Origin of the sequence: Luteitalea sp. (assembly GCF_022842525.1) — a bacterium.
In the GTDB taxonomy this organism is placed as follows: domain Bacteria; phylum Acidobacteriota; class Vicinamibacteria; order Vicinamibacterales; family Vicinamibacteraceae; genus Luteitalea.
Genome location: NZ_JALHPM010000140.1, coordinates 1 through 17,120, shown reverse-complemented (window position 1 = coordinate 17,120; position 17,120 = coordinate 1). Strand labels below are relative to the sequence as shown.

10 protein-coding genes and 1 pseudogene are annotated in these 17,120 nt (G+C 69.3%); 4 read left to right on the top strand and 7 right to left on the bottom strand.

All coding sequences use genetic code 11. From position 1 onward, the window contains the following. Window positions 1-841 (bottom strand): annotated as a pseudogene (locus tag Q0C41_RS22435) (hypothetical protein); the annotation flags it as partial. A gap of 40 nt (window positions 842-881) precedes the next feature. Here Q0C41_RS22435 and Q0C41_RS22430 point away from each other — a divergent pair. After that, a complete protein-coding gene (locus Q0C41_RS22430; RefSeq protein ID WP_291987602.1) occupies window positions 882-2,405 on the top strand; it encodes a hypothetical protein in 1,524 nt (507 codons plus the stop codon). Window positions 2,406-2,521: 116 nt separating this feature from the next. Further along, entirely contained in the window at window positions 2,522-4,861 is a 2,340-nt protein-coding gene (locus tag Q0C41_RS22425) for a TonB-dependent receptor (protein WP_291987601.1), read from the top strand. A gap of 8 nt (window positions 4,862-4,869) precedes the next feature. Here Q0C41_RS22425 and Q0C41_RS22420 read toward each other — a convergent pair whose 3' ends face one another. The 4 genes from Q0C41_RS22420 to Q0C41_RS22405 form a co-directional block, all read right to left on the bottom strand. Beyond that, on the bottom strand, window positions 4,870-5,394 hold the full coding sequence (locus tag Q0C41_RS22420) for a response regulator (protein ID WP_291987600.1): 525 nt from the start codon (window positions 5,392-5,394) through the stop codon (window positions 4,870-4,872). Next, a complete protein-coding gene (locus tag Q0C41_RS22415) occupies window positions 5,391-6,647 on the bottom strand; it encodes an ATP-binding protein (RefSeq protein WP_291987599.1) in 1,257 nt (418 codons plus the stop codon). The genes Q0C41_RS22420 and Q0C41_RS22415 overlap by 4 nt, the downstream gene beginning before the upstream one ends. 41 nt (window positions 6,648-6,688) lie before the next feature. Beyond that, window positions 6,689-9,535: a pitrilysin family protein gene (locus tag Q0C41_RS22410; RefSeq protein ID WP_291987598.1), complete on the bottom strand. Its 2,847-nt coding sequence runs from the start codon at window positions 9,533-9,535 to the stop codon at window positions 6,689-6,691. 172 nt (window positions 9,536-9,707) lie between these two features. Further along, window positions 9,708-10,442 carry a TetR/AcrR family transcriptional regulator gene (locus Q0C41_RS22405; RefSeq protein ID WP_291987597.1) on the bottom strand — a complete coding sequence of 245 codons (735 nt, stop codon included), beginning with the start codon at window positions 10,440-10,442 and terminating at the stop codon, window positions 9,708-9,710. 173 nt (window positions 10,443-10,615) lie between these two features. Between Q0C41_RS22405 and Q0C41_RS22400 the strand changes: the two genes are divergently transcribed. Next, window positions 10,616-13,180, top strand: coding sequence for a TonB-dependent receptor plug domain-containing protein (locus Q0C41_RS22400; RefSeq protein ID WP_291987595.1), 2,565 nt, complete (start codon window positions 10,616-10,618; stop codon window positions 13,178-13,180). Window positions 13,181-13,221: 41 nt separating this feature from the next. Further along, the gene (locus tag Q0C41_RS22395; protein ID WP_291987593.1) at window positions 13,222-14,199 is read left to right on the top strand and encodes an NAD(P)-dependent alcohol dehydrogenase; all 978 of its coding nucleotides are present in this window, start codon (window positions 13,222-13,224) and stop codon (window positions 14,197-14,199) included. 15 nt (window positions 14,200-14,214) lie between these two features. Here Q0C41_RS22395 and Q0C41_RS22390 read toward each other — a convergent pair whose 3' ends face one another. Together Q0C41_RS22390 and Q0C41_RS22385 are read right to left on the bottom strand one after the other, a co-directional pair. After that, window positions 14,215-15,189 carry an NAD(P)-dependent alcohol dehydrogenase gene (locus Q0C41_RS22390; protein ID WP_291987592.1) on the bottom strand — a complete coding sequence of 325 codons (975 nt, stop codon included), beginning with the start codon at window positions 15,187-15,189 and terminating at the stop codon, window positions 14,215-14,217. Between the two features lie 27 nt (window positions 15,190-15,216). Further along, entirely contained in the window at window positions 15,217-16,377 is a 1,161-nt protein-coding gene (locus Q0C41_RS22385; protein WP_291987591.1) for a Fic family protein, read from the bottom strand. Between the last annotated feature and the right edge of the window lie 743 nt (window positions 16,378-17,120).

The window sequence follows — 17,120 nt, the reverse complement described above, 5'->3', positions numbered from 1 at the left end:
GCTCTTCCGATCTCGCCAGGGCGGTGGCGCGGCGCAGGGGGCGCGTAGCCTCCGACGACCTGACGAGGCCCAGCACCGCCACGCCCACACCGAACCAATGCACGTCGCCGACGCCCACCGCGATGGCCTGTCGCAAGGCCAGCCAGGGCGACGCCTCGGCGGAACTGCCGGGCCGCAGCACCTCGCCGAGCACCATCGCCCACTCCCCGGGGGCGAGACACGACAGGCCGCCCCACACCTGACGCAGCAGGACGGCCTGGACCACGAGACTCGAGACGATCCACACGGCCGCCAGCGACCAGCGACGGCGCGACGACAGGGGCACGGCGACGACGACGGGCACCGCCAGCCAGGAGGCCGTGGGCGCCAGCATCAGGCCCCCCAGTGCGACGGCGCCCGTCACGACCCGACGAGCCCCCGGCCACGCGGCGGCAGCGACGGTACAGGCGACCACCGCGACGGGCAGGGCGTCATGCCCCGGCGACACGGTGCTCCAGAGCGAGCGCGTCGCCACGAGGCCGAGGGCAACTGCGACCGCCAGGGAGCGTTGCACCCCGGCAGCGATCAGCGTGACGAGCGTGCACGCCGCCACCGTCAGCACCACCAGCAGCGAACCAGGCGGCAGGTCGGGGGTGAGCGGCACCCGCGCGTTGAGGCGGTCGACCACCCACGCCGATGGCGCGAGCGCACGCACATGGGTGAACCACGGCGTCGCCGCCTCAGGCCATGGCGCGGGCTGACGGGTATCGAGGGCCCACGATCCCGCAACGCCCAGCACCAGCAGGAGGAGAAGGGGCCACCACGGAGGGCGCACCGGCGTGATCGGCGGGCTGGGCGTCACGAGTGTGATCGTGAGTATCATAGTCGCCGCCCCCGCACACATGACGACAGACACACCCCTCGACGGTCACCGCTCGGGTGTGGCGGCTGCGGTGAACGGCGCGCCGATCTGGCCCTGGCTGCTGCTGTCTGCCGCCCTGATCGCCTTCCGCTCCGTGCCGTACGCCATCTGGGGCATCATCGCCTTCGATTCCGATCAGGCCGTCGTCGGGCTGATGGCCAAGCACATCGCCGAGTTCCGCGCGATGCCGGTGTATCAGTACGGCGCGCCGTACCTCGTGATCGCGTCGGCCTACGTGACGGCGCCGTTCATGTGGCTGTTCGGGGCGACGGTCTTCGCCCTCAAGCTGCCGCTGGTGCTCATGAACATCGGCGTCGGCCTGGCGACGATACTGGCGATGGTCCGGGCAGGACTGTCGCCAGCGGTCGCCGTGCTCCTGGCCGCCCCGGTCCTGGTGCCGTCTCCTGTCAGCGGCGCCGGACTCATGGATGCCCTGGGCATGACCGTCGAACCGGCGCTGTTCATCCTGGCGCTGTGGTGGGTCCGATCCCGACCGTTGCTGTTCGGCGTCGTCGCGTGCCTCGGCTTCCACGTGCGCGAGTTCGTGGCCTACGGGGTCGCCGCGCTGGTGGCGATCGATCTGCTCACCGGCACGCTCCTGACGCCGGCGGGACGTCGACACTGGGGGACCGTCGCGCTCGCGGCTGTCGGGACGGCCGCGCTGATCGCCGGCCTGGCGCGCTTCGGGTCGGTACGTGGCCCGGACTCGTGGGCGGGCAGCGTGGAGGGGAACCTCCCGACACTGAGCGCCGCGTTCTGCTTCTCGCCGGCCCAGGCCGTGCGCAACGTCGCCGACCTCGCGACGTCCTTCCTCGGCGTGCTGCTGGGGCCCGCTCCCGCGCCGCTCAGCGATGCTGCCGTCCACACGCAAGTGACCCAGGGCGTGCGGGGCGCGTGGCTGGTCGTCGGCCTGCTGCTGGTGCTGGTGCTGGTGCGGACGGGTGGACGACATGGCGCGCGTCTGTGGCAACAGCGCGCCACGCCGGTCGTCGGTCTCGGCACCTTCCTGGTGCTGGTGGGTGCGCAGGCCGTGCTGGTCTACGCGGTGAGCCGATGCGGCCCGATCTCGACGCTCACCTTGCGCTACGGCCTGCTCGGCCTGTTCCTGCCGACGGGTCTGGCGGTGCTGTGCTGGAGCGTCGAAGACAGCCGTGCGTGGCGCGGAGTGCTGGCGACGACGTTCGCGCTGCTCCTGCTGCTGAACCTGTGGCCCCACGCGCGCCTCTGGCAGGAGCAGGCCCGGCACTCCACGCTCCCCAACCGCGTACAGCTGGCGCAGGCGCTCGAAGCGCGCGGCATCCGCTATGCGCGCAGCGACTACTGGACGGCCTACTACGTCGACTTCATCAGTCAGGAGCGCCTCATCGTCGGTGCCACGTCGCAGCCGCGCATCCTGGCCTACGAGCGGGCGCTCGCCTGGCATGCGAGCGACGTCGTCCGCATCGAGACGACCCCCTGTGACGCGTCGCCGCCGATCGTGCCCGGCTACTACATCTGCCGCTGATGACGCACGGATGACGCGACGCCGGGACCGTGCGTCGCTGGTGCCCAGCGACTGCGACAAACTACCGCACATGCCAGTGCCGCCGGGTGACGTAGGCTGCGTCGACGCCTCATCCCATGCGCCACTACGCGGTTCTTCTCATCCTGCTCTGCTCTCTCGTTCCGGCCTCCATCGCTCGCGCGCAGTCGAGCGGCCAGGTCGGTGGCCGTGTCGTCGATCAGAACGGTGCCCCACTGCCCGGCGTCCGCATCGACCTGGAGTCGCTGCCAGCAGGGACGGTCGACCAGACGCACACGACGGATGACGACGGGCGCTATACGTTCGCCGCGGTCCCGGTGGGCCAGGTGGAGCTGACGTATCGCCTGCTCGACTTCAACGTGCTCCGACGCACGGTGCAGGTATCTGGTGGCGCGACGACCACACAGGACCTGGTGTTGACGTTGTCGCTCAGCGCCGACATCGTCGTCACGGCGTCCACCACGTTCAGGAACATCGCCGACATCGACAACCCGGCCGAGAACCTCGTCGGCATCGCCGGGGCCGCCAGCCAGGGCGCCGTCACGGCCGCGCAGCTGCAAGTGCGGCCGACGATGCGCGCCGGCGAGGTGCTGGAGACCGTGCCCGGCATGGTGATCAGCCAGCACAGTGGTGAGGGGAAGGCGAACCAGTACTACCTGCGCGGCTTCAATCTCGATCACGGCACCGACTTCTCCACGACGGTCGCGGGCGTGCCGGTGAACACGCCAACCGGGGCGCACGCACACGGCTATGCCGACATCAGCTTCCTCATTCCCGAGCTGGTGAGCGGCGTGCAGTACAAGAAGGGGCCGTACTACGCCGACGAAGGCGACTTCTCCGCGGCGGGCGCCGCCAACATCAACTACGTGAACCAGGTCGATCGCCCCCAGGCCTCGCTGACCGGCGGCAACTTCGGGTGGGGCCGGTTCTTCGGCGTCGCCTCACCGAAGGTCTTCGGTGGACATCTGCTGACGGCCGTCGAGCTGAATCACAACGACGGCCCGTGGGCACGACCGGACGACTATCGCAAGCTGAATACGGTGATCCGCTACAGCCGTGGCGACAACCGCAAGGGCCTGTCGCTGACAGGCATGGGCTACTGGGCGGACTGGAACTCGACCGACCAGGTCCCGCAGCGCGCGATCGACACGGGCGTGATTTCCCGGTTCGGATCCCTGGACCGCACCGACGGTGGCCAGTCGAACCGGCAGACGGTGACGCTCGAACTCCAGCAGCCGCTCGGTGCGGGGGCCCTGAGAGCGACCGCGTACGTGCTGCGCAACCGCCTCAACCTGTTCTCGAACTTCACGTACTTCCTCGACGATCCGATCAACGGCGATCAGTTCGAACAGGCCGAACGACGAACCACGGTGGGCGGTCGTGCCACGTATCGCCGGCTCGGCCACGTCTTCGAGCGGCACGCCGAGAGCGCCCTCGGCGTGCAGGTGCGCCGCGACTGGCTGGACCCCATCGGGCTGTACCGCACGAAGGCACGCCAGCGACTGTCCACGACGCGCGAGGACCAGGTCGGCCAGACGATGACCGGGGTCTACGCGCAGACGGAGATCGAATGGGCCCGGCGCCTCCGCACCACGCTCGGGCTGCGGGCCGATGTCTACCAGTTCGACGTGACGGCAGACAACCCGGTGAACTCCGGCAGCGGCACCAAGGGACTGGCGAGCCCGAAGTTCGGCGCGGCCTTCGGACCGTGGAACGGCACCGAGCTCTACGTCAACGCCGGCATGGGCTTTCACAGCAACGATGCCCGCGGCGCCTCCATCCGTCTCGACCCGTCGACCGGCGAATCGGTCTCCCCTGTCACCCCGCTGGTGCGCGCCCGCGGGGCCGAGGTCGGCCTGCGCACCGTGCGCATCCGGGGTCTGCAGTCGACGGTTGCGCTGTGGTATCTCGGACTCGATTCGGAACTGCTGTTCGTCGGTGATGCCGGGACGAGTGAAGCGGGACGTCCGAGCCGGCGCGTCGGCCTCGAGTGGACCAACTACGCGCGGCTCACGCCGTGGCTCGTGGTCGACGGTGACCTGGCGTTCTCCCGCGCACGCTATCGCGACGATGACCCCGCCGGGCGCTTCATCCCTGGCGCGCTCGATCGGGTGATCTCCGCGGGGCTCACGGTGGAGCCGGCCCGGCGTCTCTACGGCAGCGTGCGGCTGCGTCACTTCGGCCCGCGGCCCCTGGTGGAGGACGCCAGCGTGCAGTCGAAGAGCACGTCGCTGTGGAACGCGGAAATCGGTTTCCGCGCCACGCCGAGGGCGCGTCTCGTCCTCGAACTCTTCAACCTGCTCGACGCGAAGGTGGCCGACATCGACTACTTCTACACGTCCCGGTTACCGGGCGAGCCGGCGGCCGGCGTCGATGACATCCACACCCATCCCGCCCTGCCGCGATCGATCCGGGCGGGCGTGCAGCTGACGTTCTAGACCCGCCCTCAGCGCGGCCCCGGATCCTTTCCGAGCTTCCGCTGCAGCGACCGGCGGTGGATGCCGAGCAGACGCGCCGCCTGCGACACGTTGCCGCCGCAGTCGGCCAGCACGCGGTTGATGTGCTCCCATTCGACCCTGGCGAGCGACGGGGCCGGCAAGTCCGCCTGTGGGGTGATCCCATCGAATGCCGCGACGATCTGATCGGCATCCGCCGGCTTGGTCAGGTAGTTCATGGCACCGAGTCGCATGCTCTCGACGGCGGTCGCGATGCTGCCATAGCCGGTCAGGACGACGATGACGGTTGCGGCATCGAGCGCCTTGAGATCGCGCACGACCGTCAAGCCGGACTCGCCGGGCAATCGCATGTCGACCAGCGCGAGTTCGGGGCTCTCTGCCTGGGCCGCGGCGATCGCCGACGCGTGATCCCCGACCCCGGTCGTGTCGAACCCGCGGCTCCGCATGGCGCGCACCAGGCGCGTTCGGAACACGTCGTCGTCATCGACGATCAGCAGCGAACGGGCCTCGGTCATGACTGCCCCGCTGCCGGCAGCTCGAGGGCGGCTGTGGTGCCATGGCCCGAGGTGACCTCCAGCGAGCCCCCGGCACGCTCCGCGAAGGTGCGGGCGAGAAACAGGCCAAGACCGAGCCCGTGCCCTGGCGCCTTGGTGGTGTAGAACGGTTCGCCGGCGCGACGCTGCGCTTCTGCCGACATGCCGACGCCCTCATCGCGCACTTCGATGCGGGCGATCGCCCCGTGCCCGCCGAAACGCAGCACGACCTGTCCCTCTGCCCCGGTGGCATCGAAGGCGTTCCTGACCAGGGCGGAGATGGCCTGCACCACCTCGGCTCCGGTGGGCGATGGCGTCGGCGCGCCGTCGGCGATGTCGAGGACGAAGTGCGCGCGCTGCCGCTCCGTCAGGCGTGCCGTGACCAGGTGCGCGATGGCCTCGGGGGCCATCGGCTCCAGCGTGCTCGTGACCATCCCGGTCGCACGTCCGCTCATGCCGTCGAGGATGGCGCGGCAGCGATCGAGCTCGTTGCGGATCAGGCGAGCGTCGTCGCGCAGCGCGTCGGCCAGCGGTTCCGGTCCGACCACGCTGGCGGCATTGTGCTCCAGCTCCCTGGCCGCCACCGCGATCGTGGCCAGCGGTGTCGACAGTTCGTGCGCCGCGCCCGCCGCGAGGGTCGTCAGCGACGACAGGCGTTCGCTCCGTGCCGCGCGCTCGCGCGCCTCGTCGAGCTCCTGCTGCCGTTGCGCGAGCGTCACGCGCGCGCGCTCGACGTAGATGGCGACGAGTTCCACGACGCCGGCTCCACAGAACCACATGGCGAAGAGATGCGTCGGGAAATCGTTCAACCGATGGTGTCCCGCCAGCTCCGCGTTGACGTGGTCGACGACGAGCCATCCGAAGCCAGCCGCCGCGACGGCCGCGACGGCCACCGCGTGGCCTGGCGCGCCGGACATCGCCGCCAGCCACACGTAGACGGCGTACATGACGATGAAGGGGTTGAACGGGCCGCCGGTGATGTCGAGCAACGCCGTCAGGAGTGCCACGTCGGTGACCAGGCGAAGTCCCAGCAGCAGGGCCGGCGTCGACCCTCGCGTGTGGAGGACGAGGGCCACGACCGTATGGCAGATGGCCGCGGCGAGACCGACAGGGGCGACCGCGCTGAACGACAGCCCGAGATGCGGCAGCAGCCAGGCGCCCCCGGAAAAGGTCCAGAGCAGGGCACAGGTCATCCAGCGCACAGCTGGAGCCAAGGTGAAGGAGTGCTGGCTCATCGCCGTGAGTCGTTTCGGCTCATGGGACGACACGCCGATGCTTACGGCGTCCGCCCTTCCGGCATCAGCACGACCTTCACGTAGCGCTTCGAGTCCAGGTACGTGTTCGCCGCGTCGCGCAGCAGCGGCGCGCTCAGTTGGTCGTGCAACTGACGCGACAACGCGGCGTCGGGGACGGGTTCGTCGTACTGGTAGGCAAACGACAGCCTGTTGAGGATCGAGCCGTTCTGCCGGCTGTCGATCTCGAGGTCACGCCGCAGTGCCGCTTGCGCATCCGCCACCTGGCCGTCGCTGGGCCCGCGCACCTTGAACTCCTCGACGACGGCGAACAGCGCCCTGACGAGATCGGAGGCGCGTGCCGGGTCGCAGGCGAACGTGATCGAGACGCTGTACGAGTGAACCGGATGCTTCGCGAACGCCGACGCGACGCTCACCCCATACGTACCGCCGAGATCCTCGCGCAGCACGCGCTGCAGGTTCCCCGCCAGCGTGTCGGCCATGGCCCTGACGATCAGCCGGTTCTTCGGCGTGTTCTCGAACGGGCCGGTAAAGACGACCCCGACCTGGCTCCTTGGCGTCGTGCCCTTCGTCACCAGTGCCTCGACGATGTCGGACGGGGGCCGGATGCCGACGTCGCGGCCGGCTTCCTTCCGGTGAAGCGCCGGCAAGCTGCCCAGGTAGCGCTCGACGAACGGCTTGATGGTCGCCAGGTCGAAGCTGCCGACGAAGACGAACGTGAAGTCGCTGGCGTCGGCAAAGCGGTCGCGATAGAACGCCATCGACTTCTCGAGACTCATCTGCGCAATCGCCTCGCGGGTCAGCGGCCGGGCGCGCACGTGATGCTGGCTGACGGCGGCCGTCAGCGCGTCCTCGAACGCGGCTTCGGGCAGCACCTGGCGGTTGGCCAGCGCCGCGTTCAGCTGTTCGATCGCCGTGCGAAATGCCTCGGTGTCCGCTCGTGGCCTGGTGAACGTCAGGTAGATCAACTGGAACATGGTCTCCAGGTCGCGCTTCAGCGCCCGGCCGTTCAGCCCTTCGAACATCTCGTCGATGTCGGGACGCACGAACGCCCCCGTGCCTGCGAGCTTCTTGCTCAGGTCGATGGCGCTCAGCGTGCCGAGCCCACCCTGCGCGACGATGCGATCCGCCGTCTCGGCGGCGATGAAGTCACCATCGGATGCCAGTGAGGTGCCGCCGGGACTGAAGGCGCGAAACAGCACCTCGTCCTGCTTGATGGTGGTCGGCTGGAGCACCACGCGCACGCCATTGGACAGCGTCCACTCGGTGACGCCGGACGGTTTCGCTGCCGTCTTCGTCACCGAACCTGGCTTGGGCAAGGGCTCGAGGAGTGGCGTCGCACTCACCGTGTCCACGTAGGCGGTCAGCGCCGCCGCGCCCGCGTCCTTGATGACGGCGGCCAGCGACGCCTCGGTCGGGACCGGCACGCCCTCCTTGCGGGGCGCGGTCACCGACACGACTCTGTTCCGATCGGCGATCCAGTCCCGGGCCAGGCTGTTGACGTCGGCCAGGGTGATCTCCGGCAGGAACCGGCGCGCCAGCGCGTACTCGTAGGCGATGCCCGGGATGGGCTCCCCCTGCGTGAAGTTGCGGATGAACTCGTCGGCGAGCGATTCCGAGGTGTGCTCGTCGGTGGACGAGGCGAGCTGCTCGAACGCGCGCAGCATGCTCAGCCGATAGCGATCGAGCTCGGTCTGCGTGAAACCGAACCGGGCGACACGGTCGGCTTCGGCCAGGAGTGCCGCCAGCCCCTTCTCCGCGCCCCCATCAGCCACGAGGGCGGCGAGCGTCGTGCTCTCGGTGGACTGCACGAAGAGTCCACGACTGGTCTGCGCCGCCAGGAACGGCGCGCCGGGCTTCTGCGCCTGTTCGGAGAGTCGTGCCGACAGGAGCGAGGCGAACGTCCGCTCGATGGTCATCTGGCGATAGGCGCCAAGCGTCGTCTGGTCGCGCGCCGACATGGTGCTGGACACGGAGACGGTCGTCCGTGTCGCCTCTGGGTCGGACGCGATCGTGTACCGCGTGCCAGGCTGGCCGGGCACGTCATACAGCGGTCGCGGCCTGGGCGACGCGGCAGCCGGCAGCGATCCGAAGCGTGCCTTGATGCGCGTCTCCATGGCGGCCGGGTCGAAGTCGCCGACGACGATCACCGCCATCAGGTCGGGGCGGTACCAGTCGGTGTAGAACCGCGTCAGGCGATCGTGGGGGAACGTGCGGATGGTCTCCGGCGTGCCGATGGGCAGGCGCTCGGCGTAGCGGGAATCCTTCAGCAGCACCGGCAACTGCGCGTCGAGGATCCGCGCGCCGGCGCCGAGACCGGTGCGCCACTCCTCGAGGATGACGCCGCGCTCCTTGTCGATCTCGGCCGGTTCGAACGACACGGCGTGCGCCCAGTCCTCGAGGATCAGCAGGGACCGGTCCATCACGTCCAGGCTGTCGGTCGGAATCCGCAGCTCGTAGACGGTGTGGTCGAAGCCGGTGGTGGCGTTGATGTGGGCGCCGAAGCGCATGCCGGTGGATTGCAGGAACGCGATCGCCTCCTGCTTCGGGAAGTGGCGCGTCCCGTTGAACGCCATGTGTTCGACAACATGTGCCAGGCCGCGCTGGTCGTCGTCTTCGAGTACCGAGCCGGCATTGACCACCAGACGGATCTCGGCACGGTTCTGCGGCTGCCTGTTGGCGCGGATGTAGTAGCGCATCCCGTTCGGGAGCGTGCCAACCGTGATCCGTGGGTCGACGGGTACGGCGTCCGTGAGGGGCGCGTCGTGCGCACCGGACACCACGGCGCGCTGGCCCTCGGCGGCCAGGCTGGTGCCAAGGGTGAGGGCCGACACCATCACGAACAACTGAGCGCGAGCGGACACGGTCATGCCCACCATGGTTCCACAGAATCACCTGGCGTCGTGGCGATCGCGCACCGTCCGTCGCACCGGGCGATGCTGGCGTCACGTCGTCCACGCCAAGCTGGAAGGGACCGAACTCCAGCACGTCGCGCCATCGAAGGAGAGGTTCTGGCGTCGAGACTCGGGCAGTGGGGGCAGGCTAGTGCGTCGCGCTCGTCGCGGAGATGGTCGGCATGGGCGACGGCGGCGCGTCAGCATCTCGAAGCCGCGCGAGCGCGTCGAGGATCAGCTCCAACCCCGTGGCGAAGTCGGCGTCGTACACCCCCGCCACTCTGCGCTCGGTCCGTGTCGCCATCACGTGAGTCATGGCCTCCATGAGGTACGGGTAGTCGGCGGTCGACAGCTGGGCGGTCACGTCCTGTTCCACCTGCGACATCTCGGCCTCCTCTCGCGGCCAATGCAGCTCCTGCATGATGTAGCCGTAGAGATAGCTGTCGATGATCACGAACGCGCGATAGGCCAGGGGCACGGTGAACCCGCTGCATCGCAACAGACCGAGGACGGCATCGGCGTACTGAAGCCGCGCGGGGCTCTGGCTCAGTCGTGACTCCATGAGCAGCGCCGCCCATCGGTGGCGAAGACACACCTGGCGTGCGGACATCGCGCGCACACGCATCGCGTGCCGCCACTCCGTCCCGAGGGGCGGCACGTCGATTTCCGCGACGACGAGATCGATCAACCCGTCGAGCACCTCGTCCTTGTTCGCGACGTGCTTGTACAGCGACATCGCCTCGACGCCCAGCGTCTGCGCGAGCCCTCGCATGGACAGTGACGCCACGCCCTCCCGGTCTGCCAGGCGCAGCGCGGCCTGGAGCACGCGCTCGCGGTTCAGGGGCTGACGGCGCGCTCGTGCGCGAGGCCTGGTCTTTGCCATCACCGACATCTCCACGGGCCCCGACGTCGTCCCGGAACCTTTGCCAAGCTTACACCGTATGCTAGATTGGCTTACATCGTAAGCCTGCAATGCCACGCCACCACGACAGCTGCGCGGCCGAACGGCTCGGACCCCCACGAATCCGGCCGAACGCCCCCAGCAGGAGCCCGTTCATGCCCAGATTACTGCGTACGCCCGCGGCGGTGCTATGCGCCTGTGCCGTCATCATGACCGCCGCTGCGCCCGCGACAGCCGCGCACCGCCACGACCTGATCGTCAACCCCTCGGCGGCGCAACCCGCCGCCTCATCGAACCCACGCGCGCCGGAATCGGCCACGCCGCGCGTCGTCTCCGGCATCGTGCGAGACGCCGGCTCCAACGCGCCGGTCGCCGGTGCGACCGTGACTGCCGGCGATGCGCGGGTGATCACCGGCGCTGATGGTCGGTTCACCGTCCCGGCGCAGACCGAGAACGTGACGCTCCGCGTGGTGGCGGCGGGGTACTTCGATCTCGACACCACCGTGTCCGTCGCATCCCCCAACGGTTCCGTCGTCGAGCTCGTGATCGTCCGGGAACGCGCGATCTCCGAGCACGCGGAGGTCCGTAGCGCGGCGCCGGGAACGGCGCCTGCCACGCGCCGGGTCGATCCCGCGGAGGTCCTCCGCACACCGGGGGCGCTCGACAACATCTTCCGGGCACTGCAGACGCTTCCCGGGGTCGTCGCGACGCAGGAGGCCCTCGGCTACATGTCCGTGCGCGGCGGATCGCCAGACCAGAACCTGACGCTGCTGGACGGCGTGGAAGTGCACGATCCGTATCGTCTCTATGGCCTGGCGAGCGCGTTCAATCCCGACACGATTCAGCGCTTCGACCTGGCAACCGGCGGCTTCAGCGCCCGGTATGGCGACCGCCTGTCGTCACTGCTGACGGTCGAGTCGCGTGATGGCGCGGCAGGCCGATCGCTTGGCGGCCAGGCGTCGCTGAGCATCACGGATGCGAACGTCATCGTCGAAGGTGCCATTCCGAGGGTCGACGGGGGATCGTGGCTGGTGAGCGCACGCCGCACCTACTACGATGTCGTCGCCGATCTCGTCAGCGACCAGACCTTTCCCGGCTTCAACGACCTCCAGGCCAAGGCGACGTGGGCGCCGCGCGCGGGGCGCAAGCTGACGGTCTTCGGACTGCGCAGCCGACAGGGCGGTGATTTTCGCGTCGACGATGACGATGTGGACGTGCGATTTCAGGACAAGACGCAGAACACCCTGGGGTGGGCGCGCTTCGAGACGACCATCGGCTCGCGCGGGCACGCCATGACGGTCGTCGGTCATTCGGACACACGCATCGACGCAGGCTTCGACGGACTGTTCGCCGACCAGGCTCGCCGCTCGAATGCGCCCGGTGACGTGCCGGTGCGCCAGGCGACGGTGCGCTACGGGTACGCGACGCTCGTTCGTGACCTGTCGGCGCGGCAGGAACTGAGCTGGGCCGCCCGGGCGCACACGCTGCATGCGGGGGCTGAAGTGCACGGACTCTCGACGACCCTCGACTTCTCGCTGCTCGGAGATCGCAACCCCAATGTCAACGGCTCCAGCCTCCAGGGGGGCGCCGGCCTTCCGGACGCATTGCGGTCGGAGATTCGATCGACACGCGGGGGCGCGTGGGTGGAAGACACCTGGGCCCTCGGCCGTACGGTGTCGCTGCAGTCCGGTCTGCGCATCGACCACGTCGGTGCGACACGCGAGACCCTCGTGTCGCCACGGCTCTCGGCGGCGTGGAGTCTGGGGACGTCCACGCGCGTCCGGTCGGCGTTCGGGCGGTACACGCAGAGTCCAGGCTACGAGAAGTTCGGCCAGACCGATTACCTGCTCGACCTCACCGATCCGTCACGCGTGGGCCTGCGCAGCCAACAGGCGCTCGTCGCGTCAGCGTCGCTCGAACGGGACCTCGGCACCTCGGCCTCGGTGCGGGTCGAAGGCTACTACAAGCACTTCGACGATCTGTTGGTGGGACAACTGGAGTCCGAGCCGGTTCGCCTCGCGCGCGTGGCTGGCTACGATTTTCCCGGCGAGCTGCAGTCGCACATCCCGACCGATGCCATCATCACCTCCACGCCGTCCAACGACGGGCAGGGACGGGCGTATGGCGTCGACGTGCTCGTTCGGCGGACCACGGTGTCGAGTGACACCCGACTCCGGGGCTGGGCGAGCTACACGTGGGGGAAGGCGGAACGAGAGGCGTACGGCATCCGCTATCCGTTCGAGTACGACCGACGCCATGCCGTCTCGACCGTCCTGGCGTATCAGCTCTCGCCGCGATGGGAGCTGGCGACGACGACGCGGGTGGCGTCGGGGTTTGCCCGCACCGAGCCGCTTGGCCTGCGCGTGGCCGGCACCGCGGACACCACCGACAGTGACGGCGATGGCCAGCGTGACGAGCTGCGTCCCGAGCGCGATGCTGACGGACGTCTGGTCTACATGGTCGACTTCGGCGGGGTCGCCAATCTGCAGCGTGGGCGTCTCCCGGCCTTCTTCCGCGTCGATGCCCGGCTGACCTGGCGATCGTCGTCGCGGCGCTGGGAGATCTACGGCGAAGTGCTCAATGTCACCAACCGCCAGAACGCGGGGGCGCTGGCACCGCGCCTCGCCCACGACCCGTCGTCGGATCGTCCCCTGCTGACGGAGGTCCGCGAACAATCGCTGCCGCTACTGCCGACGCTCGGCCTGCGCGTCCGCTTCTAGGAAGGCACGGGGATACAGATGACGCCTCAGCGGAGCCCATCGTGAACGCGGCCGTTGTCACTCGGTACGGACCGCCCGAGGTCGTCGAGCTGCGCGACCTCCCCGACCCTCGGCCGCGCGCGGGCGAGGTCCTGATCCGTGTCCATGCCAGTGCCGTGACCGCCGCCGACTGGCGCATGCGCAGTGGCGACGCGCCTCGGGGCTTCGGCCTGCTCATGCGCCTGGTCCTTGGCTGGCGTGGGCCGCGCCGGGGCGTGCTCGGCATCACGATGGCAGGCGAGGTGATCGCCCTCGGTGAGGGCGTGACGCGGTTCGCCCTCGGCGACCGGGTGTTCGCGCTGACAAGTGCGCGCATGGGTGGGCACGCCGAACGCGCCGTGGTGAGGGCGTCGGACGCCATCGCTGTGATCGCCGCCGGCATCAGCGTCGAGACCGCCGCGGCGCTACCCGATGGCGGCCCCACCGCGTTCCACTTCCTGAATGAGAAGGGCGGGATCAAGGCCGGCGATCGCGTCCTGATCAACGGGGCCTCGGGCGGGGTGGGCACGGCCGCGGTGCAACTCGCGCGCTACTTCGGCGCCGAAGTCACCGCGGTGACCAGCGCGGCCAATGCGGAACTCGCGAGTCGCCTGGGTGCCAGCCGGGTGATCGACTACCAGACGACGGACTTCGCGACGGAGGGTGTGCGCTACGACCTCATCCTGGATACGGTCGGCAACTGTCCCTATGCCCGAGCCCGGCCCGCCCTGGCCGACGGCGGGCGCCTGCTGCTGGTGGCCACCGATCTCATGGGCACGCTCGGCGCGATCCTCCGGCCGCGTCGCCACGCTGGACATCGCATCGTCGCCGGCGTCGCGCCCGAGAAGCGCGAGGTGCTCGAGCTGCTGATGCAACTCGCCGCCAGGGGCCTCCTCACCGCGCCGATCGACCGCGTCTACCGGCTGAACGAGATTCGGGCCGCGCACGCCCACGTCGAGACGCGGCGCAAGCGGGGGTCGGTGATCGTCCGTCTCGACTGAGCGCCGCCCTGCGCGTCAGCCGCGATGAGTGGTGGGCACGACGACGAGCTTGCCGGGGATGTCGCCGCGTCCCATCCGGCCGAGCGCCGTGGCCGCGTCGGCGAGCGACGCGACCTCGCCGACGACCGGCGTGAGCCTCCCGTCGGCCACCATGGTCATCAGCTCCACCAGCCGACGGGGCCCCTGCTCGACCATCAGGACCCCCGCCTTGCGGTCCGAGCCCAGCGCGAGGATCGCGCCGACGACGAGAAGGTTCAGCAGCACGGGCACCGGTCCGCCGACGACCATGTAGCGCCCTCCCGGCGCGAGCACGCGTCGCACGCGGCGAGCCGTCCGCGTGCCGAACAGGTCGAGCACGAGATCGAAGCGCTCGGGCAGCGTCGTGAAGTCCACGGCACGGTAGTCGATCACGCGGTCAGCGCCGATGCGGCGCAGCAGATCGAGCTTCGCGGCGTTGTCCACCGCCCACACCTCGGCGCCTGCCGCCTTCGCCATCTGGAGCGCGAGCGGCCCGCTGCCGCCCCCCGCTCCGTTGACCAACACGCGCATCCCCGCACGCACGCGGTCACCGACGCCGGTGAGCGCGATCGTGCCGGACTGCGGGAGCGTCGCGGCGACGACCGCGTCGACTGCGCCCACGCGCTTCACCCACATCGTCGCCGGAGCGACGACCTGGTCGGCGAAGCCGCCGAAGGTGCCGAGGATATCGCCCAGCACGGCGTCTCCGGGCACGAAGCCCGTGACGCCGTCGCCGACGGCGTCGACGATGCCGGCGACGTCGGACCCGAGCGTCTGGCCCCTGGGCCTCAGGAGGCCGGCGACCGCGCGGGCGTACGCAGGCCGGCCGGTCACCGTCTCCCAGTCGCTGGCGTTGGCGCCGCATGCCTCGACGCGCACCCGGACTTCGCCAGGGCCGGGCTCGGGCACGGCGACGTCTTCAATCGTCAGATCGTGTTCGTCACCGTAGCGATGGTGGATGAGTGCACGCATGCGGCCTCCGCGACGCTCACCCAATGCTTACCCCTGCTCCGGGAACAGGCCGGGCATCCAGCGGGCAGCGAGTGTTGCCGGAAATGCGATGCGCAGCGGGGCGCGGCTGCTTTCGGACATGAGCACGCCGCGGTCGATGAGCGCCGAGACGACGCGGCGGGCCTGACGGTGGCCGGTGCCGACGATGTCAGCGGCGTCGCCGCGAGGCACCTCGCCACGATAGAGAACCGCCTCGAGGATGTGGCCGGCTTTCGCAGGAAGCCGTCGCAGGCGTGTCTCTTCCTCGGCCCAGAGCCGCACGCGGGTGCGCAGGCGATCGGGCTGGACGAGTTCTTCCATGAAACGCACCTGATCGCTGCAGGTGTCGAGGAAGAACGCCGTGAAGGCTGAGAGCGCCTGCTCGCTGAGGTTGCCGCGTCCGTCCAGATCATCGCGGCGGGCCTGATCGCACGCCATGAGGTGGCCCTTGTAGACGGCGACGCTGCGTGCGAGACCGCGCGCGACCGACCATAGACCGCCTGTGTCGAGCGCATCGAGCAGGACCGCGTGCGACATCAGGCGTGCGACGCGGCCGTTGCCATCGACGAATGGGTGAATCCACAGCAGGCGATGATGGGCGGCGGCGGCGGCGAGAATCGTCTCGGCGCGTCCGAGCCGGCCGTAGATCTCCTCGAAGCGTGCGAGGAAGCGCGGCACCGCGCCAGGGCTGACGGCGAAGTGATTGCCGACACGCACGTCGTCGCGGCGCAGGACACCGGGTTGGACGCGCACGGCCCGCCCGGTCTCGGGATTCGTGACGACGAGCAGGTCTTCAGGCAGGCGTTCGCAGAAGCGCCGGTGGATCTCCTGCTGCGCGGCGGCGGTGACCGCGCGACCGCGCAGCGCGCCGCCATCGATCCACTCCTGGACCGAGACATGCGCGCGCGCTTCGACCTGCAGGTTGCGCGTGGTTGGGTCCGCGCTGAAATCCTCACGCATCGCCCGCTCGATCTCGACCGGATGCGTGTTGTGGCCCTCGATGAGGTTCGAGTAGTAGCAGTTCATCGAGCGGACAAGGTGTGAGAGGGCCGTCGCGACTTCCGGCGGCAGGCTGCGGCGGAAGCCGGCCGCGAGCGCTGCCAGGTCAACAGCTTTGTCGCTCAATTCCTCGCGCCTGGGTGTCGCGGCGCCCAGCAGCAGCGGCTCCATCGCGGACAGGGGCTCCCCGCGATCTACGACCTCATGGATGTCCGCTTCTGTGTCCGCTTCACGACCTCGCACATCTGCCATTTTGGCAATGGTTTACACGCGTGTCAAACGACTCGAGACCCTCAGGTACGTCCGCTTGAAGGTCCATCGGAAGTTGCTCAAATCTGAGCACTCGCCCCTGCAATCGCAGAGCGTCTCCCATACCAGCTGGCCAATGCGGGCGGGCGTCAGCCCGATGTTCATGATGCGCGCCGCCTCGTACTCCTGCGACTTCACCGGTGATGGCCGAGCGGCTTGCCGGTGAGCGTGCGGCACTTGGACTTGATCTGTTGGCCTGGACACCTTCGCAAGGGCTTCAATGGCCCCCGAGGCAGTCGCCTGAACGCGCTTGACGTCGATGGAAGGGGTGAACCGGACGCCCCGGCGAAGCGCCTGTATGGAACCGTCCTCAGATCGGGTTCATCTGAGTAAGCGGAAACGCAGGGAGGCTGGTCGCGCATTGCCCGCCATTGCCCGCTGGCAACTGTCGATCTCTTCTTCTTCGAATCGCGACTGTCTGTCGCTGATCACGATGGTTGCGCGCTCCCTTTGTCGCGGGTCTTCGTTCCGGCTGGCTCTGCCATATGTCAACGCCGGGCGAAAATCTGACAGATCCGCCGATTGAAAATCTGACAGATCGACGAGGGGACGAGCCTCAGGTCGTCGCCACCTCCTGACGGGGGCGCCGGCGGCGAGCCGCCGGC